Annotated in this window: 22 protein-coding genes; 4 read left to right on the top strand and 18 right to left on the bottom strand. The window is 43.9% G+C overall.

Going from position 1 to position 22,577, the window contains the following annotated elements:
- Positions 1 to 25 precede the first annotated feature (25 nt).
- Positions 26 to 961 carry an IS1595 family transposase gene (locus QJT81_09510; protein ID WGZ96189.1) on the top strand — a complete coding sequence of 312 codons (936 nt, stop codon included), beginning with the start codon at positions 26 to 28 and terminating at the stop codon, positions 959 to 961.
- Positions 962 to 1,011: 50 nt separating this feature from the next.
- On the opposite strand, the gene QJT81_09505 is transcribed toward QJT81_09510, so the two are convergent.
- Genes QJT81_09505 through QJT81_09490 form a run of 4 tightly spaced genes read right to left on the bottom strand, consistent with a single transcriptional unit; the run spans position 1,012 to position 6,268 of the window.
- Positions 1,012 to 2,205 carry a glycosyltransferase family 4 protein gene (locus QJT81_09505; protein WGZ96188.1) on the bottom strand — a complete coding sequence of 398 codons (1,194 nt, stop codon included), beginning with the start codon at positions 2,203 to 2,205 and terminating at the stop codon, positions 1,012 to 1,014.
- Between the two features lie 25 nt (positions 2,206 to 2,230).
- Positions 2,231 to 4,159 carry an asparagine synthase (glutamine-hydrolyzing) gene (gene asnB, locus QJT81_09500; protein ID WGZ96187.1) on the bottom strand — a complete coding sequence of 643 codons (1,929 nt, stop codon included), beginning with the start codon at positions 4,157 to 4,159 and terminating at the stop codon, positions 2,231 to 2,233.
- Positions 4,159 to 5,085 carry a methyltransferase domain-containing protein gene (locus QJT81_09495; GenBank protein ID WGZ96186.1) on the bottom strand — a complete coding sequence of 309 codons (927 nt, stop codon included), beginning with the start codon at positions 5,083 to 5,085 and terminating at the stop codon, positions 4,159 to 4,161. The genes asnB and QJT81_09495 overlap by 1 nt, the downstream gene beginning before the upstream one ends.
- Positions 5,078 to 6,268 carry a glycosyltransferase family 4 protein gene (locus QJT81_09490; GenBank protein WGZ96185.1) on the bottom strand — a complete coding sequence of 397 codons (1,191 nt, stop codon included), beginning with the start codon at positions 6,266 to 6,268 and terminating at the stop codon, positions 5,078 to 5,080. Before QJT81_09490 ends, QJT81_09495 begins: the two co-directional genes overlap by 8 nt.
- Before the next feature lie 43 nt (positions 6,269 to 6,311).
- On the opposite strand from QJT81_09490, the gene QJT81_09485 reads away from it, so the two are divergent.
- Genes QJT81_09485 through QJT81_09475 form a run of 3 tightly spaced genes read left to right on the top strand, consistent with a single transcriptional unit; the run spans position 6,312 to position 8,613 of the window.
- Complete coding sequence (locus QJT81_09485) at positions 6,312 to 6,602, top strand: IS66 family insertion sequence element accessory protein TnpB (GenBank protein WGZ96184.1); 291 nt, start codon at positions 6,312 to 6,314, stop codon at positions 6,600 to 6,602.
- Complete coding sequence (gene tnpB / locus QJT81_09480) at positions 6,602 to 6,976, top strand: IS66 family insertion sequence element accessory protein TnpB (GenBank protein WGZ96183.1); 375 nt, start codon at positions 6,602 to 6,604, stop codon at positions 6,974 to 6,976. The genes QJT81_09485 and tnpB overlap by 1 nt, the downstream gene beginning before the upstream one ends.
- Positions 6,973 to 8,613 carry an IS66 family transposase gene (locus tag QJT81_09475; protein WGZ96182.1) on the top strand — a complete coding sequence of 547 codons (1,641 nt, stop codon included), beginning with the start codon at positions 6,973 to 6,975 and terminating at the stop codon, positions 8,611 to 8,613. Before tnpB ends, QJT81_09475 begins: the two co-directional genes overlap by 4 nt.
- On the opposite strand, the gene QJT81_09470 is transcribed toward QJT81_09475, so the two are convergent.
- The 14 genes from QJT81_09470 to QJT81_09405 form a co-directional block, all read right to left on the bottom strand.
- Positions 8,605 to 9,669 carry an EpsG family protein gene (locus QJT81_09470; GenBank protein WGZ96181.1) on the bottom strand — a complete coding sequence of 355 codons (1,065 nt, stop codon included), beginning with the start codon at positions 9,667 to 9,669 and terminating at the stop codon, positions 8,605 to 8,607. The two genes, QJT81_09475 and QJT81_09470, sit on opposite strands and share 9 nt — an antisense overlap.
- A complete protein-coding gene (wecB, locus tag QJT81_09465; protein ID WGZ96180.1) occupies positions 9,666 to 10,508 on the bottom strand; it encodes a UDP-N-acetylglucosamine 2-epimerase (non-hydrolyzing) in 843 nt (280 codons plus the stop codon). The genes QJT81_09470 and wecB overlap by 4 nt, the downstream gene beginning before the upstream one ends.
- Before the next feature lie 194 nt (positions 10,509 to 10,702).
- Positions 10,703 to 11,758: a transposase gene (locus QJT81_09460; GenBank protein ID WGZ96179.1), complete on the bottom strand. Its 1,056-nt coding sequence runs from the start codon at positions 11,756 to 11,758 to the stop codon at positions 10,703 to 10,705.
- Positions 11,703 to 12,215, bottom strand: a complete 513-nt coding sequence (locus QJT81_09455; protein ID WGZ96178.1) for a UDP-N-acetylglucosamine 2-epimerase — start codon at positions 12,213 to 12,215, stop codon at positions 11,703 to 11,705. The genes QJT81_09460 and QJT81_09455 overlap by 56 nt, the downstream gene beginning before the upstream one ends.
- Positions 12,208 to 13,458: a hypothetical protein gene (locus QJT81_09450; protein ID WGZ96177.1), complete on the bottom strand. Its 1,251-nt coding sequence runs from the start codon at positions 13,456 to 13,458 to the stop codon at positions 12,208 to 12,210. The genes QJT81_09455 and QJT81_09450 overlap by 8 nt, the downstream gene beginning before the upstream one ends.
- Positions 13,451 to 14,434: a polysaccharide deacetylase family protein gene (locus QJT81_09445; GenBank protein ID WGZ96176.1), complete on the bottom strand. Its 984-nt coding sequence runs from the start codon at positions 14,432 to 14,434 to the stop codon at positions 13,451 to 13,453. The genes QJT81_09450 and QJT81_09445 overlap by 8 nt, the downstream gene beginning before the upstream one ends.
- A complete protein-coding gene (locus QJT81_09440; GenBank protein ID WGZ96175.1) occupies positions 14,424 to 15,320 on the bottom strand; it encodes a peptidoglycan bridge formation glycyltransferase FemA/FemB family protein in 897 nt (298 codons plus the stop codon). Before QJT81_09440 ends, QJT81_09445 begins: the two co-directional genes overlap by 11 nt.
- Entirely contained in the window at positions 15,304 to 16,074 is a 771-nt protein-coding gene (locus QJT81_09435) for a class I SAM-dependent methyltransferase (protein ID WGZ96174.1), read from the bottom strand. The genes QJT81_09440 and QJT81_09435 overlap by 17 nt, the downstream gene beginning before the upstream one ends.
- A 42-nt stretch (positions 16,075 to 16,116) precedes the next feature.
- Positions 16,117 to 17,124: a UDP-N-acetylglucosamine 4,6-dehydratase (inverting) gene (pseB, locus tag QJT81_09430; GenBank protein WGZ96173.1), complete on the bottom strand. Its 1,008-nt coding sequence runs from the start codon at positions 17,122 to 17,124 to the stop codon at positions 16,117 to 16,119.
- Positions 17,121 to 18,359: a hypothetical protein gene (locus tag QJT81_09425; GenBank protein ID WGZ96172.1), complete on the bottom strand. Its 1,239-nt coding sequence runs from the start codon at positions 18,357 to 18,359 to the stop codon at positions 17,121 to 17,123. Before QJT81_09425 ends, pseB begins: the two co-directional genes overlap by 4 nt.
- Before the next feature lie 9 nt (positions 18,360 to 18,368).
- Positions 18,369 to 19,460, bottom strand: a complete 1,092-nt coding sequence (locus tag QJT81_09420) for a glycosyltransferase (protein WGZ96171.1) — start codon at positions 19,458 to 19,460, stop codon at positions 18,369 to 18,371.
- Entirely contained in the window at positions 19,447 to 20,400 is a 954-nt protein-coding gene (locus QJT81_09415; protein WGZ96170.1) for a glycosyltransferase family 2 protein, read from the bottom strand. The genes QJT81_09420 and QJT81_09415 overlap by 14 nt, the downstream gene beginning before the upstream one ends.
- Positions 20,401 to 20,439: 39 nt before the next feature.
- Positions 20,440 to 21,168, bottom strand: a complete 729-nt coding sequence (locus tag QJT81_09410; protein ID WGZ96169.1) for an FkbM family methyltransferase — start codon at positions 21,166 to 21,168, stop codon at positions 20,440 to 20,442.
- Positions 21,169 to 21,424: 256 nt separating this feature from the next.
- Positions 21,425 to 22,480: a transposase gene (locus tag QJT81_09405; protein ID WGZ96168.1), complete on the bottom strand. Its 1,056-nt coding sequence runs from the start codon at positions 22,478 to 22,480 to the stop codon at positions 21,425 to 21,427.
- Between the last annotated feature and the right edge of the window lie 97 nt (positions 22,481 to 22,577).

Below are 22,577 nucleotides of genomic sequence, written 5' to 3'. Positions count from 1 at the left end.
TTTCCGATAGCCAAGGAGAGGCTTTATGACCTCGCTCATCAGTATTTCCAGCCTGACCAGTGATGCCGCCTGTTTCGAGCAAGTCCGTTCCGTGCGTTGGCCTAATGGGGTGATTTGTCCGCACTGCGGTTCACAGGACACTATCCGTCGAGGCAAGGATGACACCCAGCAGGAACGCCAGCGTTACCAGTGTAAGGATTGCCAAAAGCGTTTTGATGACCTGACGGGCACGGTGTTTGAAGGCCACCACCAGCCGCTGAAGGTGTGGGTGTTGTGCCTGTACCTGATGTCGTTGAACCTGTCCAACCAACAAATCGCCCGCGAATTGGGGTTGAACAAGGATGATGTTCAGGCGATGACGGAACAGTTACGGCGTGGTGTCGAGAAAAAAACGCCAGTAAACCTGTTTGGGAATGTTGAATTTGATGAGGTTTATGTCAAGGCTGGACACAAGGGAAACCCCGAAGCCGTCGCGGATGCTGGGCGTGAAGGTCGCCGCCGCGCCCTGAAAGGTGCGCCGGGGCGTGGGACACTGGAAAAGGACAAACCACCCATTTTCGGCATGATCCAGCGTTCCGGGGAGGTCGTGATCCGTATGCTGGCGAATGTGAAACAGACGACGATCAAGCCGTTGATTGTGGAAACGGTGGCAGCAGGCACGCTGGTCTACACCGATGAGTACAACATTTACAGCCGATTGGAAGAATGGGGCTATGCCCACAAAACCGTCAACCATGGCGCAGGCGAATATGCCCGTGACGAAGATGGTGACGGTTTCCATGAAGTCCACGTCAATACGATGGAAGGTTTTTGGTCACTGTTACGCTCATGGTTACGACCTCATCGGGGGATCTCACAAGAAAAGCTACCGTGTTACCTTGCATTCTTCGAGTCTCTTCACAACATCAGGAAACGGGGGCAAGCTGCCTTACAGTCCTTGCTTTCGCTGCTGTTGGGATAAGACCCTGAAACGCATATTGAGCCAGATCATTTAGTGTAGAACGTTTAAGATCATTTGGTGTAGAACGTTAGTTTTTTCAAACCATTCATAATGAAATCACGTTTGCGTAATCGGTATGTTTTATCACGAATGGTTTGCAGATAGGTATCAATGACGATTTTTTCATCGAATTCACGTTCCATTTTACGCCGTCCCGCCAAGCCCATCTGTAAGCGTTGTTCTGTACCCAATGACAGCAGTTGTAGCATCTTTTGCGCCAGATCATTGGCATCTTGTAAGCGGCACAAGTAGCCCGTGATACCCTCTTCGACCACATTGCGGCATCCCACGGTGTTGGTGGTGATAATTGGCTTGCCCATCGAAGAGGCTTCCAACAGACTGCGGGGAGTGCCTTCCCGATAGGATGGCAGAACGACACAATCTGCCTGCTGGATAAAAGGTATCACGTTGTCCGTTTTGCCCAGATACTCCACCACCCCTTCCTGATGCCACTGCTTCACTGTTGCCTGCGGGATAGCGGCGGGGTTGGCAATATCGGTTGACCCTAACAGTTGGAAGCGCATCTGTGGGTAGCGTTGCCGAATGTGCCGCGCCGCTTCTACAAATTCCCCGACCCCCTTATCCCACAATAAGCGGGCAGGCAGCAAAAAGGTGAGGGATTTATCCGACGTTTCCTTGCTACCCTGCTCTGTGGTTGATGCAGGGGGGATAAAACGCAGTAAGTCAATGCCTGATCCTGGAATCAACTTGGCTTGTTGTGGGCGGATCAGGCGTTGCTGTATAAAAAAATCGTGGTCATCACGGTTTTGGAACATCACATGCTGCGGGTAGGCAAACGCAATGCGGTAAAAGAGTTTAACCAGATGGGTAAGCCAAGAAGGATGAATAAACACATGCCCCAATCCAGAAACATTGGGAATAATGGCAATCCCCAACAAGCGGGCGGCAACGGCAGCATAAATATTGCCTTTAGGGGTGTTGCTCAAAATCACCTGAATACGCAACCGTTTCAGCGTTTTGACCAACGACCACAACGACTGCAATTCGCGCACGGGGTTAATGCCATCCCCCGAAACATTAAAAACATGGTGCGGGATGCCAGCGGCTTCAATCTTGCTGATGTAATGCGGCTCATCAGGGCCGATAGCGATGACTTCATGCCCTGCCTGCTGATAAGCCAGCATGTGGCTGAGACGAAAGTTATAGAGATACCACGTGGTATTGGAAATGACTGCAATACGCATGGCATTGCCCTCCTGTTCTAGCGGTTTAGTTGTGGTCTAACCACGCCTGAAACATCAACACACTCCACAACGAATAAGCCCCGTTGCAAGCATTGCCCAAGTGTTGTTGCCAGCGGCGGCGGATAGGTTCAGGGTTGAAATACCCTTGTTGTTGCAAGCGTTGTTCATCCAGTAAGTGTTCTGCCCAGTCACGCAGTGGGCCGCGTAGCCAATCATCCATCGGGATGGCAAAACCCATTTTGGGGCGTTCGATCAAAGCGGGGGGAACATGGCGGTACAGTACTTGGCGCAATAGCCATTTGCCTTGTCCGTCACGGATTTTCAGGTGCATGGGCAAACGCCACGCCAGCTCCACCACCCGATGGTCAAGCAATGGCACACGGGTTTCTAGGCTGTTGCCCATTGCTGCACGGTCTACCTTGACGAGGATGTCATCCGGTAAATAGGTCATGCTGTCGAGATACATCATGCGTTCACGGCTGTCAGTGAGGGGTGGCCATTGGTGGGGGGATGTCAGCAAGGTGGGCGGTTCTACGGAATTTCTTACCAGTTCTGAGGGGTGTTTCCATTCGCTGATTAGGCTGTAATAGAGTTCATCCAGATCGTGTACTGTTCCCAGACGTTCCGCCATTTTGTGCATTTTCTCACCTAATTGGGCGGTGCGTAGCTGTCTGGGCAGCACAGTACGGGCGGCATGGTTGATACGATCCCAATGGGCAATGGGAATGTGTTGGATACCTTGACCCAGACGGTGACGCACGGATGCCGGTAGCCATGCCAAACGGTTCCAGATGCGTTCAGCCCAAAAATAGCGGTTGTAACCACCAAACAGCTCATCCCCGCCATCACCGGACAAGGCAACCGTGACGTGTTGGCGTGCCAGTTGCGCCACTAAAAAAGTGGGGATTTGGGAGGAGTCGGCAAACGGTTCGTCATACAGGGTGGGGAGGCGTGGTATTAGTGCCAGTGCATCCTCACTGCTTACGTAGAGTTCGGTATGGTGCGTTCCCAGATGCCGTGCGACGGCCTTGGCATGTTCCGCTTCGTTATGGCTGTGACTGGCAGTACCGATGGTGAAGGTGTTCACGGGGCGGGAAGCATTCGCTTGCATCAGGGCAACGATGGTGCTGGAGTCAATACCGCCAGAGAGGAAAGCACCCAGCGGAACATCAGCGATTTGTTGCTGTTGCACGGCGTGTTGCAGGGTGCGCTCTAAGGTATCAATCGCTTCTTGTTCCGTACCTGCAAAGGGGTTTTGTTGGGCGCGTTGTATGGCGCTATGTAATGACCAATAAGGGATAGGTTGCGGTAACTTCCCTGTGTGTGCCGGGTTCAAGGTCAGATACGTGCCGGATGGCAGTTTGTAAATGCCTTGGTAGATCGAATAGGGTGTCGGCACATAGTTATGCCGTAACAATAATGCCAACGCGCCGCGATCGACCTCGTTACGAAACGCCGGATGCGCTTTCAGTGCCTTCAACTCCGACCCAAACAGAAAGGTATTGCCTTGCCAGCCGTAATACAGCGGCTTTTCACCCATGCGGTCGCGGGCGAGGGTGAGGTGTTGTTGTTCTCTGTCCCAAAGAGCGATGGCAAACATACCGATGGTACGTTGTAGCGTGCGTTCGATGCCCCAGTGTTCAATGCAGGCAAGCAGGGTTTCAGTGTCGGATGTGCCGCGCCAGTTAAGCGTGGGGAGTTGTTGGCGTAGTTCAAGGTGGTTGTAGATTTCGCCGTTGAAAACGATGACGTAACGCCCATTATTGGCGTGCATGGGTTGATGCCCAGTGGGGCTGAGGTCGAGGATCGCAAGGCGACGGTGTGCCAGCGTGATGCCTGAGTCTGACCAAATGCCTGCATCATCGGGACCACGGTGGTGCAAGGCAGCAGCCATGCGTTGGGCGGTGGCTTCTGGGAATGGGGTGATGGCGTAAAATCCGGTTAAACCGCACATTAATCTTTTTTTCTTAGGTAAACAGCAAGTTGAGCACCGGTGCTGGTTGCAGCCATATAGCGTCTAAGCAATGGATGAAGCATTTTTGGCACAGGAGGGGAAATTGGGCAGACATAGTATTGGTGCTTAGCTATCGTGAAGCTCAGGTTTTTACCCAATTCCTGAAAGGATTTTAATCTGAACTCATAAAGGTGGTAGGGTTGGTGCATTGGACTGATGTGGGTTGTGTAATTAGTGCCAACTAACCTGAAGTATTTATCAATCAGTGTCTGAATTAAATAATCTGCTGAAGGCACTTCAATGTGTATGATTCCACCCGGCTTAAGCCATGCCAAAGCTTTTTTCAGTGCTAGACTTGGTTGATATATGTGTTCAAATACTGCTCCAAAGGTAATAAAATCGAAAAAATTCTCTTCATACTCTATATCTTCGACAGCACCTAGTTTTAATCGAGAATTTGGAATTCCCATAATAGAAATAGCGCGCTCATAAAATGGAATGGATGGTTCTAGCCCATAGACATCCATTCCTGCGGATTTTAGAGATAGCATGGCGTTACCAAGACCAGCGCCAATATCAAGGGCTGTTGGCTTAACTTTGGAAGTTAAACTTAGTAAACTTTTGACATTTTCAATTTCTGTTTTAAAATAGTTTTTATCATGGGTAAATTGCTCCTTTTTCCAATAGTTTTCGGGAGGAATGCCATAGTGATCTTGAATGTTGTTGGGTATGGGTTGAGGAGATGAATAAATTAATCCACAATTCGAGCATTGCATGACTGAAACAGAAATACCCAGTTTTCTTTTAGGCTTCATGCCTTGTGAACTATTCAAACGTTGACCTATCAGTTTGTGTTTGTTTGTATCTGCTCCACACATTTCACAGATTTTTATCGAATGAAAGTGATAAATCATTTCTTTATTCATATTTTTCCAGTTTGCATCGAATTAATGTAGCGAACTTTTTCTGGGTTTTCTTTAAGCAATATTTCTGTATGATTTTTTTAAGCCCTGTTTCCCCCATATCACTTGCTGATTTTGGATGTTTTAAAAACTTCTCGATGGCAGTTATCCAATCTTTATGATTTGACGCTAAAAAACCATTCTTACCAGACTCAATGATTTCAGCATTAATCCCTACAGGAGAAGCTATGATAGGCAAGCCACAAGCCATGTATTGGATCAGTTTGAAGCCACATTTCCCGCGTGTCCAAGGGGTGTCAGGCAATGGCATGATGCCGACGTGGCATTGGCTGATGTATTCAACTTCTTTGTCTTGTTGCCATGCAAGCCGTTCCACGGTAATACCCGGCATGTCTATATCGCCCGCACCAATCAGACGTAAGCGTAGCGGGTAGTGTTGGCTGAGTGTTTGCAGGGCTGGTAGGACTTCCTTCAAATAAGGGGTAGTGCTGGGTGAACCAATCCAAACGATAGTGAATACTTCAGCTTTGGGGTAATCAGCCGCTTTTCGGTAGTGTTCAAGGTCAATCACCGTGGGAATAATACTAACGCATTTTGCTCCAGCGTTATGGGCGTATTCTGCCAAGTAACGGTTTCCGGCAATCACATGCTGGGAAAGGCGCATTACGGTAGCGATTTTGTTACCTAATAGCTGACGAATAACCGGATTACGGTGATGGTCGTATTGGTGGAAGAGTGCGTCATCGTAATCAACAATATAAGGGATTTTACGCCAGTGCAGGTAGCGTTCTAGCCATGCAGGAAAATAAGGCAATAATTCGTATTCGATAAATAGCAAGTCGTAATGGCGCGGTGCTTGTAGGATACACCAGCACCTAGCTGCATAAGCCTTGGCAATAAACCACAGTTGTGCCAAACGGCTTTGGGTAAAGCGTTGTTGCAGGTATTGGCCTGTCAACAGGGGAGAAACACTATAATCAATACTCGTGAGGTGTGGTAGGTATTGGTAGGTACGGTAACGGCTGCTGGCTCCTGTTTGGTCGTACTTGGTCAGAAATAGCAGGCGCTTGCCGCGTTTTTTAGAGAAAACTGGCAATTTACAGCGTTCCCAGCAGATGATGGCGGTAAGGTAGCCACATCCAAAGTAAGCGACCATTTCAGCACGTCTAGCCCTCGCGATTTCCACGTCCTAAACTGGTTTCCAACCTGAACAACCGAAGGAAACCTCAATGAAACGCCCTCACCGCCGTGCCAGCGAATGGCAAACCCTCATTAGCCAATGGCAAGCCAGCGGCTTATCCGCCCCGGCATTTTGTGAACAGCACAGTATCGGTTACGCCAGTTTTTGCCAATGGCGGCAGCGTCTACGCTCCGCAGATGGCGTGGAGGAACCAGCCGTTCCCGCCAATACCTTCATCGACTTGGGAGCATTATCGGCGGGTCATGCCGCGCTGGGGCAAGGCTGGCACATTGTGCTGAGTTTGGGGAATGGTGTTGAACTACGCCTGAGCCAACGCTGATGTTTGCCCCCGCAGCCACCGCCCGCATCTGGCTATGCACCCAAGCCACCGACATGCGCAAAAGCTTTACGGGGCTGACCGCTTTGGTGAAAAACCAGTTAGGGCAAAATCCCCTGAGTGGGCATTATTTCGTGTTTGTGAACCTACGTAAAACCCAGATGAAGATCCTCTATTTTGAACCCAGCGGCTATTGCTTATGGAGCCAACGCCTGGAGCAGGGCCAATACCGGGTGCAGCCGACAACCAGCGGGCAGCGCGAACTGACCCGGACGGATTTGCAGTTGATTTTGGCGGGCATTGAGGTGCAAAAATCCAGACAATTCAAGCGTTACCAGTATCCTGTGCAGCCACATTCTGGTACAATAAGCCCATGATTTTAAAGCCATCCACCCCGTCTGACACCAGCGTTCCCATGCCGCCGATTGTGGCGGAAATGCTGGCGTTGCGTGAGGAAAATGCGGGGTTACGTGCAGACAATGCCGTCCTGCAACAGGCAGTTTCTGAATTAAAACGCCAACTGGTGTGGTTCAGGCAACAGGTCTTTGGCAGCAAATCGGAAAAGCGTCCGGTTGAGATACCGGTGGCGCAGTTGCCGTTGTTTGCCCCCGCCGCCACCCCGGTTGCCGCACCCGAGGGTGAAAGCATTACCGTCACCTACCAACGCGGTAAAGCCCCCAAGCTGCGCCCGGATGACTGCGTGAATGACAGCGGGTTACGCTTTACCGCCGATGTCCCGGTCAAGGTGATTCACCTCACCCCGCCGGAACTTCAGGGGGAAGAGGCTGACCAGTATGAGGTGATCGGCACCCAGGTGACCCATCGGGTGGCGCAACGCCCTGCCAGCTACCTCATCCTGCAATACGAGCGCCCGGTCATCAAACGTAAGGGCAGTGCTTCGGCTTCGCTCAGCAACCCACCACTTCCCAGCCCTGCACCCGCCAACGTGCTGGAACGTAGTGTCACCGATGTCAGCTTTTTGGTGGGGATGTTGGTGGACAAGTTCCAGTACCACCTGCCGTTGTACCGCCAGCACCAACGCCTGACCCAAGCGGGGATCACCCTCAGCCGCACGACGCTGACCAATGCGGTGAAACGTGCCATCGACCTGCTCAAACCCATTGCCGAAGCGCAACTCGCCAGTGTACTGCAAAGCAAGCTGCTGGCGATGGACGAAACCCCCATCAAAGCCAGCCCCGCAGGCAACGGCAAGATGAAGCAAGGCTACTTCTGGCCGCTGTACGGGGATCAGGACGAAATCGTCTTCACCTTCTCCGCCAGCCGTGGGCGGCAACACATTGAAAAGACTCTTCGCCAACAGTTCAGCGGCACACTGCTCAGCGACGGTTACCGTGCTTATGCCAGTTACGTCAACGCCAATGACAAGATTACCCATGCCCAATGCTGGGTACACAGCCGTCGCACCTTCATTGCCGCCGAAACCGCTGAACCACAAGCAGTACGCCAAGCCCTTGACACTATCGCGGCACTCTATCAGCACGAAGCCCAGATTAACGAGAAAAAACTCGACGGGGAAGCCAAACGTACCTACCGCCTCACCCACAGCAAGCCGTTGGTCGACCAGTTCTTTGAATGGTGCCAAACCCAATTACAACGTACCGATTTAGTCCCCTCCAACCCGCTGACCAAAGCCCTTGGTTATGTCATCCGCCGCGAACACGAACTGCGCGTGTTTCTGGAAGATCCCGACGTGCCAATGGATACCAACCACATCGAACGCGCCCTGCGGCCCATCCCCATGGGCAGGAAAAACTGGTTGTTCTGCTGGACAGAACTCGGCGCGGAACACGTGGGCATCATCCAAAGCCTGATCACCACCTGCCGCCTGCATGACATTAACCCGTATGTCTATCTGATGGATGTTCTGTTGCGCGTTAGTGAGCATCCCGCTTCTCAGGTGCAAGACCTTACGCCAAGATGTTGGAAACAACGGTTTGCGGATAAGCCATTGCGCTCGGATTTGTTTGCGGATATCAACGACGGGCTAGAATGACCGTTTACGCCACATCCAAACATTGTCTGCATAATTCAGCCAAATTGCTAGGATACTGCCATAGGCAGCAATACTGCCGAACATCAACAATTGACGATTTTGAGGTTTGCTCATGTAGATCACACGAGGCCATATTGCCATTTGTACCATTAATAGGTAAAGAGCCATGCGATCAGCCGAAGTGGATGATGCTAAAAACATAAGTGGAATGGAAGCCAAGGTAGCAATGCTTAACAGTTGCCATATGTAATAATCATGAGGAAATATCTGTTGCCATTGTTTACGATAGAGAAAAAAGGCACTGCCTGCTGCTGCATTAATGAGAATACGGATGAATGCCCCACTGGAGGACATATAACTACCTTTATAACCTGCCTCTACAATGTAATTCTGTACTTTAGTAGAAAAATATTCCTCTACAAAACTACTGCCTATTAATGCTGCTGGAAATATTATCATTAGCCCGATACTGCGGTATTTATTCATTTTGAAAAAACTAGGAATAGCGAGTACGGAAAAAACAATAGCTGAGTTATGAAATCCTGTAGCGATAATTACCCCTAATAAATAATAAATGGGTTTGCCTTTAGCTAGATAGCCAATCGCGATCATGAGTACAGACAATGCTAAGCCTTGGCGGGTATAGCCCATCACCATGATCACAACAAAAAACGGTACGGCAATCGCAACCGTTAGCCAGAAATAAGGCTGATTTTTGGCAAAATAATAGAGAGCATAAAAAGAAAAGGCTGCAAATACGGTCATGACTAAATAAAAGTCAGCATAGTTATATCCTAGCCAAAACAGGGTATCGAAAGCAAACTCATGACTATTCTTAGTGTTGTCGAAAATATATTGAAATAATGTATTTTCACCAATTTTTTTAAATTGATGAAAATAATTCCCCCAATCACCACCTGTTCCACTGCGATAGCCAATTAAGAATATCGCAATAATAGAAAAAAACAAGTAATCAGCATGTTTTTTAGTTATAATATTAGGCTTGCCAATAAATATCAGCGCAGGAATTATAAATAATAGATAATAAATAATCATTGTTGGTTGTTTGGAGGATTTTTTTTCACTTTATCAGTGACTAAGCTGTTTTTTAAGATTGAAGCTATCTTCAACGATGATTTTCCATTTCCATAGGGAGTTAAAGCTGCTGCCATTTGACGATAAATGATTTCAGAATCATTTATTCTGCAAAAGTTTTGATAAATGCTTTCGGCACTAATACCTCCTAAAACTGAGCAGCCAGACGCAATACCTTCAGGACGTTCAGTCGTTTCCCGCATGACAATAACAGGCTTATTCAAGCTGGGAGCTTCTTCTTGAATCCCTCCTGAATCGGTCATGATTAACCAAGCTCGACTCATCAGGTAGACCATTTCATCATAAGGTACGGGATCAATCAGCTTAATATTGTCATATCCAGCTAGTAGCGCATTAACGGTAGCACGAACATTAGGGTTGAGGTGTACGGGGTAAAGCAAATACTTTTCAGGATGCTGTTTGGCTATTTTTAATAGGGCTTGGCAGATAGCTTGGAAGCCTTCCCCAAAGCTTTCACGGCGATGTCCTGTAACCAGAATGATTGATTTGGGATGAGATGGTAGGAAGGCGTATTGAGCGTTATACTGGTTTAGATTTTGCTGAATGCTATTATGTATGCCTAGTAAGCTATCAATAACAGTGTTACCTACTTGGAAAATTCCCTCGCTAATCCCTTCTTTTCGTAATGCCTGTGTTGCTGTGCTGGTAGGTGTGAAGTGATAGTCTGCAACAGCACTTAGCATCCTGCGATTACATTCTTCTGGGTAAGGAGCCCATTTATTGTAGGTGCGTAAGCCAGCTTCAACATGACCCACAGGAATTTTTTGAGCGACTTGCAAAATCCGACAAACTGAGTTGCTCAATTTTCAGCATTGACCGAACGCCGCATATTCAGCCGATTTTTTACTCAATTTGACCAACGAAACCTGAGCTTTTTCAGTTTTACCGTAACTTTTGCTAAATTTCACCCATACCGATGCGACTGCTCCTGTTTTTCAGTCAGTCTTCCCGTGTTTTTTCAAACCCAGTCGCTTTATAACAAGACACGCATCAGTTGATCAGCACTCAACACCAAAATCCCAAACATCAAGTGGCTGTAAACTTTTTGCGCACCTTGCACCCACACATTCCGACCACCAAATTCATCCTTCAGGCGGGCATTGGTTCGTTCTACGGTGCTGCGAATTTTGTAACGCTCGGCATCAGCAGGTTCAAACGCTTCTTTCTGTCCGCCGCGAGGATTGTGATCAATCAGAGGGACATGCCCCAGATGACGGCTGTATTCGTGCAAATCAGCACTGCAATAGGCCGCATCCATCAGGTCGTAGAGACTGGTGACACGTTGGGCACTGATTTGAGAGAGTGGGATGGCTGCCCCGCTGTCGTGAAAGGAGGCGGAAGACAGAATGGCTGCTATCGGGACACCACAATCGGCGGTATCGATATGCAGTTTGTAGCCGTTCCAACTGTGCTTGTAGCCTTGGGCATTCTTCTTCGTCCCCCGGTTACACTGAACCGGTATCTCATCGAGTGCTTGCTGAAGTGACTGTTCCCGTTGGCGCTGAATCCGTGTTTGCCCTTGTTTTTTCTTTGGCTTTTCCTCGGCAACAGGCCGTTCACGTGCCTCAATGGCTGTTGAATCCCGACACAGGTGGCCGATCAGCGCATCGCCCAAATACGTTTTCACCAACGTTTCATGCACACGTTCCGCTAAACGCTGTTCAGCAAATTCAGCGAAGGCACGTGAAAAGGTGGATTCGGAAGGCAGTTTCTTGGTCAGGGGAAACCCGCAGATGCGTCGCAGGGAGCGATCGTTTTGCAGCCGGTCAATGAGTGCTCGCGTATTGACAATATTGAGCACGCTTTTGGCGACAAAAGCATTGGCAAACCAAGATCGCTCCGTCGCTGGCCGTCCAGACCCATCACGAAAAGAGCGCACAAAATCTTCAATGCGCGTCAGCTCCAGTACGTGAATGAGCTTTTCAAGCTTGGGGGTCAATGTGCCAAAGGCATCATTGAAGCAAGGCAGTATTTCAATTTGCAGCAAACTCCAGCGTTGTGCAATCAGGGCGCGTTCGGTAGAATTCATAGCGTGGGCTTAATGGTTGTTTTGATGCTTCTATTATCGCCGAAAACGGCAGCCCACACTTCTTTTTTCCTTCAGATGAAGGAAGGTTCACGCTGAAAATGTAATTTTGCAAGTGGCTCTTTTGGTAATGCCCGACAATACCGCCGACTAAGGCAGTTGTTGTATCACCTTGTACCAAGACGGTATGGTAGTGATTTGCTGCCAGTTTTTGTCCAATGGATGAGAATAAGCGTGCGGTAAGCTCGGTTAGGCTTTGATTAGGTTGCATGACATTGAGTTCAATATCAGGGGTAACATCAAAGAGTGTAAATATATTATTTAGCATTTCTTTGTGTTGACCTGTTGAGATGAGTATCGGGATTAGCTCTTTTGTTTGCTGAAGAGCTTTGTATACAGGCAGAAGTTTAATGGCTTCAGGGCGTGTGCCAAGGATAATGGCAATATTTTTTTTATCCATTGCAGATATTCTCTATTCTCCTAATGAGACAGGAGACATTTTTTTCTGCTGAGTACTTCATGTCAATATTTTTAATGGTAAAGTACCCTATGTTTCTGTTTATAAAATTATCTATTGCTTTTAGCAGTACAGTGACTAACTTATCAACTTCATTGTGTGGTATGCAGTCTCCTAAATTACATTCTGATGCGACTTCCCAAGCAGTACTGTTCATGTTGGTAATGGTAATTATACGCTTCTTCATAAGCATATAGTCTAATAGTTTTGATGGAAAAAAGATGGATTCTTCTATAGAGTTCATAGGCGTATCAATAAGTAATAAAATATCTGCATTTTTTTGAAGATCCAAGGAGTCTTTAAACGACAGATGACCAATATGATGAATTTGTGGTATGTGACAATTTCTGAAAATGGCTCGATTTCTTCTGTCCAAATGACCGGCAAAAGTCACATTTAAGTACTTTGCAAGATTTGGGAATTTATCGTTTATTATTTGAATTGCATCAAGAATCATATCAGGGCATCTGGCAGCATCAAGACCTCCAGTGTAAACAATTTTTAAAGTATTTGAAAAGTCTTTGGGTTCGGAAATGGTAATATCATCAGTATCAAAAACATTATAGCTGATTCTCATTTTGTGAGAAAATTCGGGATAATGCTCTTTATAAAGATCGACTATTCTATTCGATGTAAAGGTTATCAGCGATGCCGCTTCTAAACATTTATACTCCATTGATGAATTCCATTTTCGAGTGCGGGAATCCATGTTGATTAATCTTAATCTATGAGGCAAAGTCCATGGGTCACTAAGATGCAAAATCCAAGGTTTTTGATAGTGTTGATGCAGATAGTATGCCATTATTGTCGATGATAAAGGGAATGATCTTGAATAAATTATATCAGGCTTGTGTGAAAGTTGATTGGTTACATGTTTCCATTGTAGTGAAAAATTTCTTTTTGAATCAGGTTGTTGTAAAATATTTGGTGTAACTTTCTTTATAAGGAAGTTAATCAGCTTCGATTCAAAAAAAGCGATATTAATTAGTTGGCGAACCCCTAAAGAGTATTTTTTTAAGCTTTCATCAACTGGCATAAAAAGAGTGGGTATTGCTGAAGTTACAACATCTATATTGAATTGGTTGCTTTTCATAAGATACTTGAAGTATTTAGATGTCTGAATACATTCAGAATCATTTTTTGGTGGGAAAGCAATTGATACGAAAAGTAAATTTCTTTTAGTCACGCACGTTTTTTCCAGATTTTTTAATAAGATGATGACATGAGCGTAGATAAGTAATAATTTGTTGCATTCCATTTATCCTTATAAAAACTTCGTGAGGATTGGTTGTATACATAAGGAATCTTGGAATGGATAGTCTGCCATTCTCAGAGCTTAGCTGGCTTATTTTAGCTAAACATTGATCTGTTGTGAAGCCAAACTTATAGTAATTACAGGCAATTTCTAATGTCTTGCTATCATACTGACCACTTGGGTAAGCAATCGCATTAGGAGATATACCTAATTCTTTTTCTATAGCTAGTTTGCTTTTACTTAATTCATGACAAAGCTCATTAGGCGGCAATGTTGGTAGTATCTCATGTGTATCCGAATGTGACCCGAATGATACAACTTGCTTAGCAGTTGATTGGATATTGCGTAATTCATTCCATGTCAATGTGGGGACAGTTGTTTGATTAATGGTTTTTACCTCGGTTAGGTATTTCCTTCGATGTTCAAATGATTCTAACATAAGATGGTTAAGCTTTTTCTTTGCTCGATAGTGAGCATCTGTTGGATCTAAAAATTTTTCGTGGGAGAATAATTGGATGGGCCATATTTCAGTACCATCATGTGCATGATGCGTGGGTATGAATTGAATACATGGTATTCTATTTTTTAATAAAATAGGAAGTGCATTGTCACGAAAATCCTTGGTGGCATCATCAAAGGTTATTAAGGAAAATGGCTTTATTTTTTTGTAGGTTGTCAGTTGCGAAAAAGTTGAGTATTCAATAAAATTATAGTATTTACTCAGAAAAGATAAGATGGCATCGAAGTTTGCTATTGAAAGTGGCTCAGTAAAATGATCGTAATCGTCAGTCACTCGATGAAAAAGTAGTACAGGAAATTTCCTAAAGAAAAATGTATTAAATATATAGAATACATGAAATACTCCAGAGTAAAATAGAGTTGTGATAATGGCTTTTCTATAAAACATAAAAATAATTCTTTAGTTTCGATAATACTGATTTTAATTTGCGCATGCTTTTATTTTGGTAGTGCCATTCACTACCAAGATCTACAATATTTGATGTAAATCCGCGCTTGAATTTATATAGGCCATCATTGGGATCTATAGAGCGTATGCCACATAGATCATAAAATAAATAATTATTTTCTTTCAAATATTCCATTATAGACCATTGAATGTACTGCCCATTTCCATCATTGCTCTTTTTATTATTTACGCCATACAAAAACAAAGCTTTTTTATTAGAGGTATAAACAATAATTTGGCTAAGAACCTCTTTTTCTTTCATGCTCTTGAAAAGTATAATGCTTTTTTTATCAATCATGGATTTCATCTGTTGAATTTCAGGTAAAAAGAGTCCCTTTTCGTTTGCGAACTTTGTATAGTCAACGTGAAAGCTGCATAAATCTCTTAACGATTGTGTATTTTTTTCTATGGTGATGCCATTATTTTTGGCTTTTAAACATTTTCGCTGGTAATCTTTTGACATATCTTCCCAAAGCTCTTGTTTGCTTTTTGATAAATTTACAATCAGCGTTTTATCAAAGAGAAGGTGATTTTCTGGAGTGCTTTTTTGTGGCTTTTGATGTCTATAAATTAAGAGCGACAAATCTTTCCCACTAAAGTCATGAATTATTATTTCAGATAAGATTTTTGGATAATTGATCTTTTTAATTATAGATGAGATATCTTCTATGCTAGTGTCTACAGAGAGTAATAAGTATCTTCTTATAAAGAAAAATGATTTCACTAATAGTTTATTACTACTATTTTCATATAATATTTCCCATCCATAGTGTTTTTGATAAATCCAGTCATTGTCAATAAAAATCAAATCATCGAATGATGTCATTATTTATTTTCCGTGCAGCATAGTAATACCAGAATGTAGCATTTGGATTATCTGTTTTAGGGTAAAGATTGCTCATTACATCGGTGATTTGAAATCCAAGTGAAGAAAACTCTTTTTTCACTTTATTTGGTGTAGTGACATAAGTTAGCAATCCCCCATGCCCATGTATGTAGTCATGCACATAGCCACTCTCCTTCCAATATGCTGTCGATATAATGGTTTTGGAAAATATAAACATTGTTTTTATTATTGACCTAAAAGTGCGCCATAATTTTTTTGAAAGATATGGAGTTGATAGGTCAGGGTATAAATAGATGGATTTTGAATAATGATGAGAGAAAATGAAAGTGCCATTTTTCTTAAGAACTCGATTTATTTCCTTGATACATTGATGTCTTCTTGTATCGGGTGATATATAGTCAAGGCCATTAAAAGAAAAAATTACCATATCAAACTGATTGTTTTTAAACTGACTAAGATCAGTAGCATCAACTACAAATAGCTCTAAGCTGGGAAACTGTGCTTTACAAGATTCGATCATTTTCTGAGAGTAATCGATGCCTATATAGCATGAGCATTTTTTAATCAGATGTCGGGTGGTTCTACCAGCACCTATACCAATATCTAGTATTGACATGGAGCTGTTTAAGTACGTGTCAAAGAGTTTTTTTTCAGTTTCATGTAATTCTTGCGAATTTTCGTAAAATTGAACTGTATTTTTATCTTCATATATATTTATGTTTTTATTTTTCACAAATTAAACTCCGGGTGATATATAAAGTAGTGAATTACATTATTACATCATCACTTCTTCATGAAGCAATTGCTGGATCGCGGCTATATCCATCCATTGACTATTTTCGCCGGAGTCATAATTCTGCTGCAAGGGGATGGATTCAGCATTGGTGGTTTGGCAGTAGTCGTTGAGTTGCCAGCACCCGACTTCAGGGCAGATGATGTAGTAGTTGCCTTGGCGCACGACTCGTGGAGCATCGTGTGTGGTGAACATGAGTTCATGCAGTTTTTCGCCGGGGCGTATGCCGACAATACGCTGTTCTGCGTTTGGGGCGATGGCGGTGGCGACATCGGTGATGCGGTAGGATGGTGCAACAGGTAGGACAATTTCCCCGCCCCAGCTTTCTATCAGGGTGAATAAGACCATATCCACGGCTTGGCGCATGGTAATGCTGAAACGGGTCATACCCGCATCGGTAATGGGCAGGAAACCTTGTTCGCGTTGCTTCAGGAAAAAAGGGATGACCGAGCCTTTGCTGCCAAAGACATTTCCAAAGCGCACGACTGAGAAACGGGTATTGCTTTCGTCGTCAATCAGGTTGGCGTGGACAAACAATTTTTCCAACAGCAGTTTGGATGCGCCATAAGCGTTGATGGGTTGTGCGGCCTTGTCGGTGGATAGTGCTACCACCCGTTCCACCTGATGAAATAGTGCGGCATCAATAATGTTTTGTGAGCCTATCAGATTGGTTTTGATGCACTCTTGGGGATTGTCTTCGGCGGCTGGTACATGCTTCATCGCCGCACTGTGGATGACTAAATCACAGCCTTTCATCACCGTCATCACCCGTTCACGGTCGCGCACATCACCTAATAGATAGCGCACTGGGTAGTGTTTGCTAGGCCAGCGGTGCGCCATACTGAATTGCTTTTGTTCATCGCGGGAGAAAATAATGATCTGGCGGACTTGCGGTTGTAGTTCCAGAATCCTTTCCACCAAGGCTGTACCGACTGAGCCGGTGCCACCAGTAATCAGGATTTTTTTGTTAGCTAATGCGCTGAGATTCATGTGTTTCTCCGGGTCAGGGTGTCGATGGCGGCCTTGAAGATAGGGTTTAGGGTGCTAAAACCACGATAGCCCAAACCGATTTCCCGGCAATGTTGGCGGCGTTGCTCGGCATCCATTTCTAGGTAGGCTTTAATCTCTGGCCAGGCTTTTTTGGCTTCGTCTTTGACAAAATCATCGACGACTACCCCAACACCACGTTGTTCGGCGTATTCAAAGTCTTCTGAAACACCACGAGTAATCAGAAATGGCAGCCCGGCACAGAGGTATTCTCCTACCTTAATATTGGAAATGAAACATTTGGAAGGGCCGGGGGGGACGGAAATAATGGCGAAGTCACAGGCAAAAGCATAGCGGTGAATGTCTTGATAGTCGCTGTGACACACTGAGTAAGTGTGTTGAGGGACTTCAGCTTGAGCAAACAGGGTGTGAACTTCCTCATCGGTATGTGGTGTGACAATCAACAGATGCAAATCAGGGCATTCTTCATTGAGCCACTTGAACATCCATGCCAGTTCTTCGCGGTAATATAAGTCGCCAAATTTACCGGGGTAATACAGCACCCATTGATCCGGTTTTAAGCCTAGCTCTTGGCGGACTGCTGCCCGATCTACGGGGTTGAAGGTGAATTTATCTTCATTGGCAACGGTAGGGATACGGAAGAATTTGGCTTTTACTTTCCAGTCGTTTTCCAACCGCTCTTGCATAAAACGTGTACCAGAGGCGATAACGCTGGCGTATTCGGCGGAACGGCGCTCCAGAAAGTGGGAGAGTTTGTATTGCAAACTATCGCCCGCCCACATGCCATTGTCGATAGCATATTCACTGTGCGGCTCGTATTGGTAGAGAAAAGTGCGTATGCCCAATGTTTGCGCATAAACGTAGGCAAAGGTACCTGCTACTGAACCGAGAGAAACAACGTGGTTGTAGCCTTTGGTGCGCAGCTTGGCAACTGCGAAGTGACCTGAGAATAAGTCTTTGAACTTGTTGGCGAGACCAGTACCAGCGTGCCATGTCAATGGAGTCCAGTTCAACCCTTGTTGCTGCCATTGCGCAACTTTGGATTTTTGCTCTTCGTTCAGAGGAAAGCGCGGGTCTTCGTAGGTGATCAGGTGGAATTGTATCGGATTTGCGAGGTCATCCAAATAACTGCGGATGTATAACCAGAAGTTGGACTGAATCAGGGGATCAAACAGGCGGTTATATAGGTAGATGATGACTCTTTTGGATTTTGGCATAGATGTTTTTTAAACCAGTTGATGTTTTTTGAGTAAAGTGAAGATTCTGTCCAGTTGTTTTTCATAGGTATGTTCTTGGGCGAAAGCGATACGTTGTTGTTGTTTATCATGACTGTTGTAGTAGTCTAGGTTACTGATAACCTTTTTGATGGCATCTAGATAGTCTTTGTTATGATCAACCATTTCAAGCAAATGACGTTTGTCTTTGTATTCATCAGTGTAAGTTGCAACAATGACTTTACCGCTCGCAAAATATTCCATGAATTTGTGGGGACTACTTTGATCAGAGTGATGATGCTCTTGGTAGGTTACTAATAAAAGATCAGCGTGTTTTAAAATAAAAGATATTATTGTGCTATCTACCTTCCCCCACCAGTGTATATTAGTTAATTTTTCTGACAACTTGTATAACCTGCCGTTCTTATTATATCCGCCAACAAAATGAAATTGCACATCTGAAAAATGAGAAGCTATATTAGCAAGTAGCTCCACATCTAAATAAAGCATATCCAGATTGCCCATATAAATACATTGTATTGCTTGTTTGTTAAAAACTTTAAATTGTTCTCTTTTTATTTCTATGTTTGAGTCAATTTTCGCTAGACCGTGATGAATTTTATAGATATTAGTACTAAATTTCAGTAGATTATTGCGAATAATATTCGACGTACAAAAACAAATATCTGAAGTTGTAACAGCTTTCTTTGGATTGAAGTTTTGGTTTAGGTCTACTTGATGATATATTTTTAGCCGATTTTCTGCAAAACATAAATCAAAAAAGCGTGAGTTTTCAAATAACCAGATAGTATCTATAAATGCATTAATTTTTTTTTCTAATTTTTCCAGCCAGCGTCTTTCAAGCCAATGCCGTAAAAAGCCTGGGTAGTAACGCAAACCTTTGGCTACTTTTGATGAAGTTACAGTGTAAAGATTTTCTTGTATCTTGATAATTTGTGGTTGTCTTTTTGTATCGTTGAAAGGGTTTAGGAAATATACAGTAAAGCCTTGCTGCGACAGAGTTATGGCATAATTGTGTTTGCTAACAGTATGCGAATCCCAAGATTCAGGGGAGATAATTAATATTACATTAAGTTTTTTCATAGTATGCCGTTATCCCCAAGAAAAATGGAATGATAAATTTAGGTTTTTTAGCTAATAATGACATAATTAGAAGTAATTTTTTTATTTTTGAAGAATTATCTGTGTAGCGAAAAACTATATATACAATTGCATCATTTTTTTTATTTTTCAATGAATATTCCAATAATTGCAACCAATCAGTAATTTTACTTTCTTTTTTGATTATTTTTTGATCGGTTATTCTATTGTTATTATGTATTCCTCGCACTGCAACAGGTTTAAGGCAGTTTGTGCCTATCACGGTGCGTTCGCAAGCTAATCGCATAATGAAATCAGAATCTTCACCTAAAATGTTAGAGTTAAATAAAGAAAAATTCACCAATGAAGATCGACGAATGGTTAATGTGTTTAAATGAATCCAACCTTTATCAGTCATAAGCAAGTGCAAAAAAAGGTCGTTAGGTAATATATTTTGTTCTATGCCGGTATATTCTAATGGAAGAACTTTTTTTGATATGTTTTTTTTTAACTGAATCATTCTCATTAAATGTTTTTTTTCTACATCATTATCATGATATAAAACACCTAGCACTTCATGAGTGGCATCAATGTTTTGATGCTTATTTAATATATCCAACGAATTATTGAACCTGTTTTCAAGGTATAAGTCGTCTGCATCAAGAAATGCAATAAACTCACAGGTCGCATGTTGTATTCCGATATTCCTCGATATTCCAGCGCCTTTATTGCATTTTCCTTCATGGCTTATTACTTTTACTCTACTGTTATTGTTTGATATTTCTGTACAGATTTTATGAGTTCCATCTACAGAGCCATCATCTATTATAATAATTTCAACTACACAACTATGCTGTAAGGCAGAGTTAACTGCATTGTGAATAAATCGCTCAGCATTGAATGCAGGTATAATTACAGAAACATTATTAATATAGTTATGCATTTTTAATTATAACTGTTGTGGATTGAGTAAAATAAAAGTTTATTTTGGTAAGTATATGCAATCAAATTCATGTGCATGAGGAAAGCGATTTTCGTCAACCGCATACAAACCACTTATATCATAACCATTGGTTTTAAATAACTTTACAGATTCTTGAAAAGATGGCATGTTTTTGTAAATTGGAGTGATTGATACTTCAGTTTGAACTCCTACTATATAATCCATACAATCAGTAGCACCATGAAAAACCTCAAGATCATATCCTTGTGTATCCAATTTTAAGAAAAATCTATTTACGTTGTATTTCTTTTTTATTTCATGAATCATTATTTTTACAGTGCTAACGTCCACATTAATTGTGTTGGAAATTCTATTAAATTCGTCATATATATCGGTATCATACGAGCTTGGAGTTAAAAAAGAATTAAAAACACTGTTCTTCATGATATTAAATGGAAGCGAACCAGAGCTTCTCCCTAATGCCATATTATATGTTTTCCATTTGCTATCATTAAAAGCGGTTTTCAATAAAGCATTATAAACATCTGGATCAGGTTCAAATGAAACTATTATGCCATCGTATAATACAACATTTCTTAAAAAGTTTCCATATTGACCGTGATTCGCACCAACATCAAATATGCAATCCACACTATAATGCTTGATTATACTCTTAAGGCGTTCGGCAAGTAATAAATTTGAAGTGTATTCTTTTGCGACTAGATGATAGCCCATTGAATAGATGAGTTTTTTTAATAGCTTTTTCATTGATTTTTAAATTCCATTGTTTGAATGTGAATTCATGTTTGTAATAACTGAGCGACTTGCAAAATCCGACAAACTGAGTTGCTCAATTTTCAGCATTGACCGAACGCCGCATATTCAGCCGATTTTTTACTCAATTTGACCAACGAAACCTGAGCTTTTTCAGTTTTCCCGTAACTTTTGCTAAATTTCACCCATACCGATGCGACTGCTCCTGTTTTTCAGTCAGTCTTCCCGTGTTTTTTCAAACCCAGTCGCTTTATAACAAGACACGCATCAGTTGATCAGCACTCAACACCAAAATCCCAAACATCAAGTGGCTGTAAACTTTTTGCGCACCTTGCACCCACACATTCCGACCACCAAATTCATCCTTCAGGCGGGCATTGGTTCGTTCTACGGTGCTGCGAATTTTGTAACGCTCGGCATCAGCAGGTTCAAACGCTTCTTTCTGTCCGCCGCGAGGATTGTGATCAATCAGGGGGACATGCCCCAGATGACGGCTGTATTCGTGCAAATCAGCACTGCAATAGGCCGCATCCATCAGGTCGTAGAGACTGGTGACACGTTGGGCACTGATTTGAGAGAGTGGGATGGCTGCCCCGCTGTCGTGAAAGGAGGCGGAAGACAGAATGGCTGCTATCGGGACACCACAATCGGCGGTATCGATATGCAGTTTGTAGCCGTTCCAACTGTGCTTGTAGCCTTGGGCATTCTTCTTCGTCCCCCGGTTACACTGAACCGGTATCTCATCGAGTGCTTGCTGAAGTGACTGTTCCCGTTGGCGCTGAATCCGTGTTTGCCCTTGTTTTTTCTTTGGCTTTTCCTCGGCAACAGGCCGTTCACGTGCCTCAATGGCTGTTGAATCCCGACACAGGTGGCCGATCAGCGCATCGCCCAAATACGTTTTCACCAACGTTTCATGCACACGTTCCGCTAAACGCTGTTCAGCAAATTCAGCGAAGGCACGTGAAAAGGTGGATTCGGAAGGCAGTTTCTTGGTCAGGGGAAACCCGCAGATGCGTCGCAGGGAGCGATCGTTTTGCAGCCGGTCAATGAGTGCTCGCGTATTGACAATATTGAGCACGCTTTTGGCGACAAAAGCATTGGCAAACCAAGATCGCTCCGTCGCTGGCCGTCCAGACCCATCACGAAAAGAGCGCACAAAATCTTCAATGCGCGTCAGCTCCAGTACGTGAATGAGTTTTTCAAGCTTGGGGGTCAATGTGCCAAAGGCATCATTGAAGCAAGGTAGTATTTCAATTTGCAGCAAACTCCAGCGTTGTGCAATCAGGGCGCGTTCGGTAGAATTCATAGCGTGGGCTTAATGGTTGTTTTGACGCTTCTATTATCGCCGAAAACGGCAGCCCACACTTCTTTTTTCCTTCAGATGAAGGAAGGTTCACGCTGAA

Source organism: Candidatus Thiothrix putei (genome assembly GCA_029972225.1).
Lineage (GTDB): Bacteria > Pseudomonadota > Gammaproteobacteria > Thiotrichales > Thiotrichaceae > Thiothrix > Thiothrix putei.
Note: the sequence above shows the minus strand (reverse complement) of the source record. Positions and strands in the feature narration are given on the sequence as shown.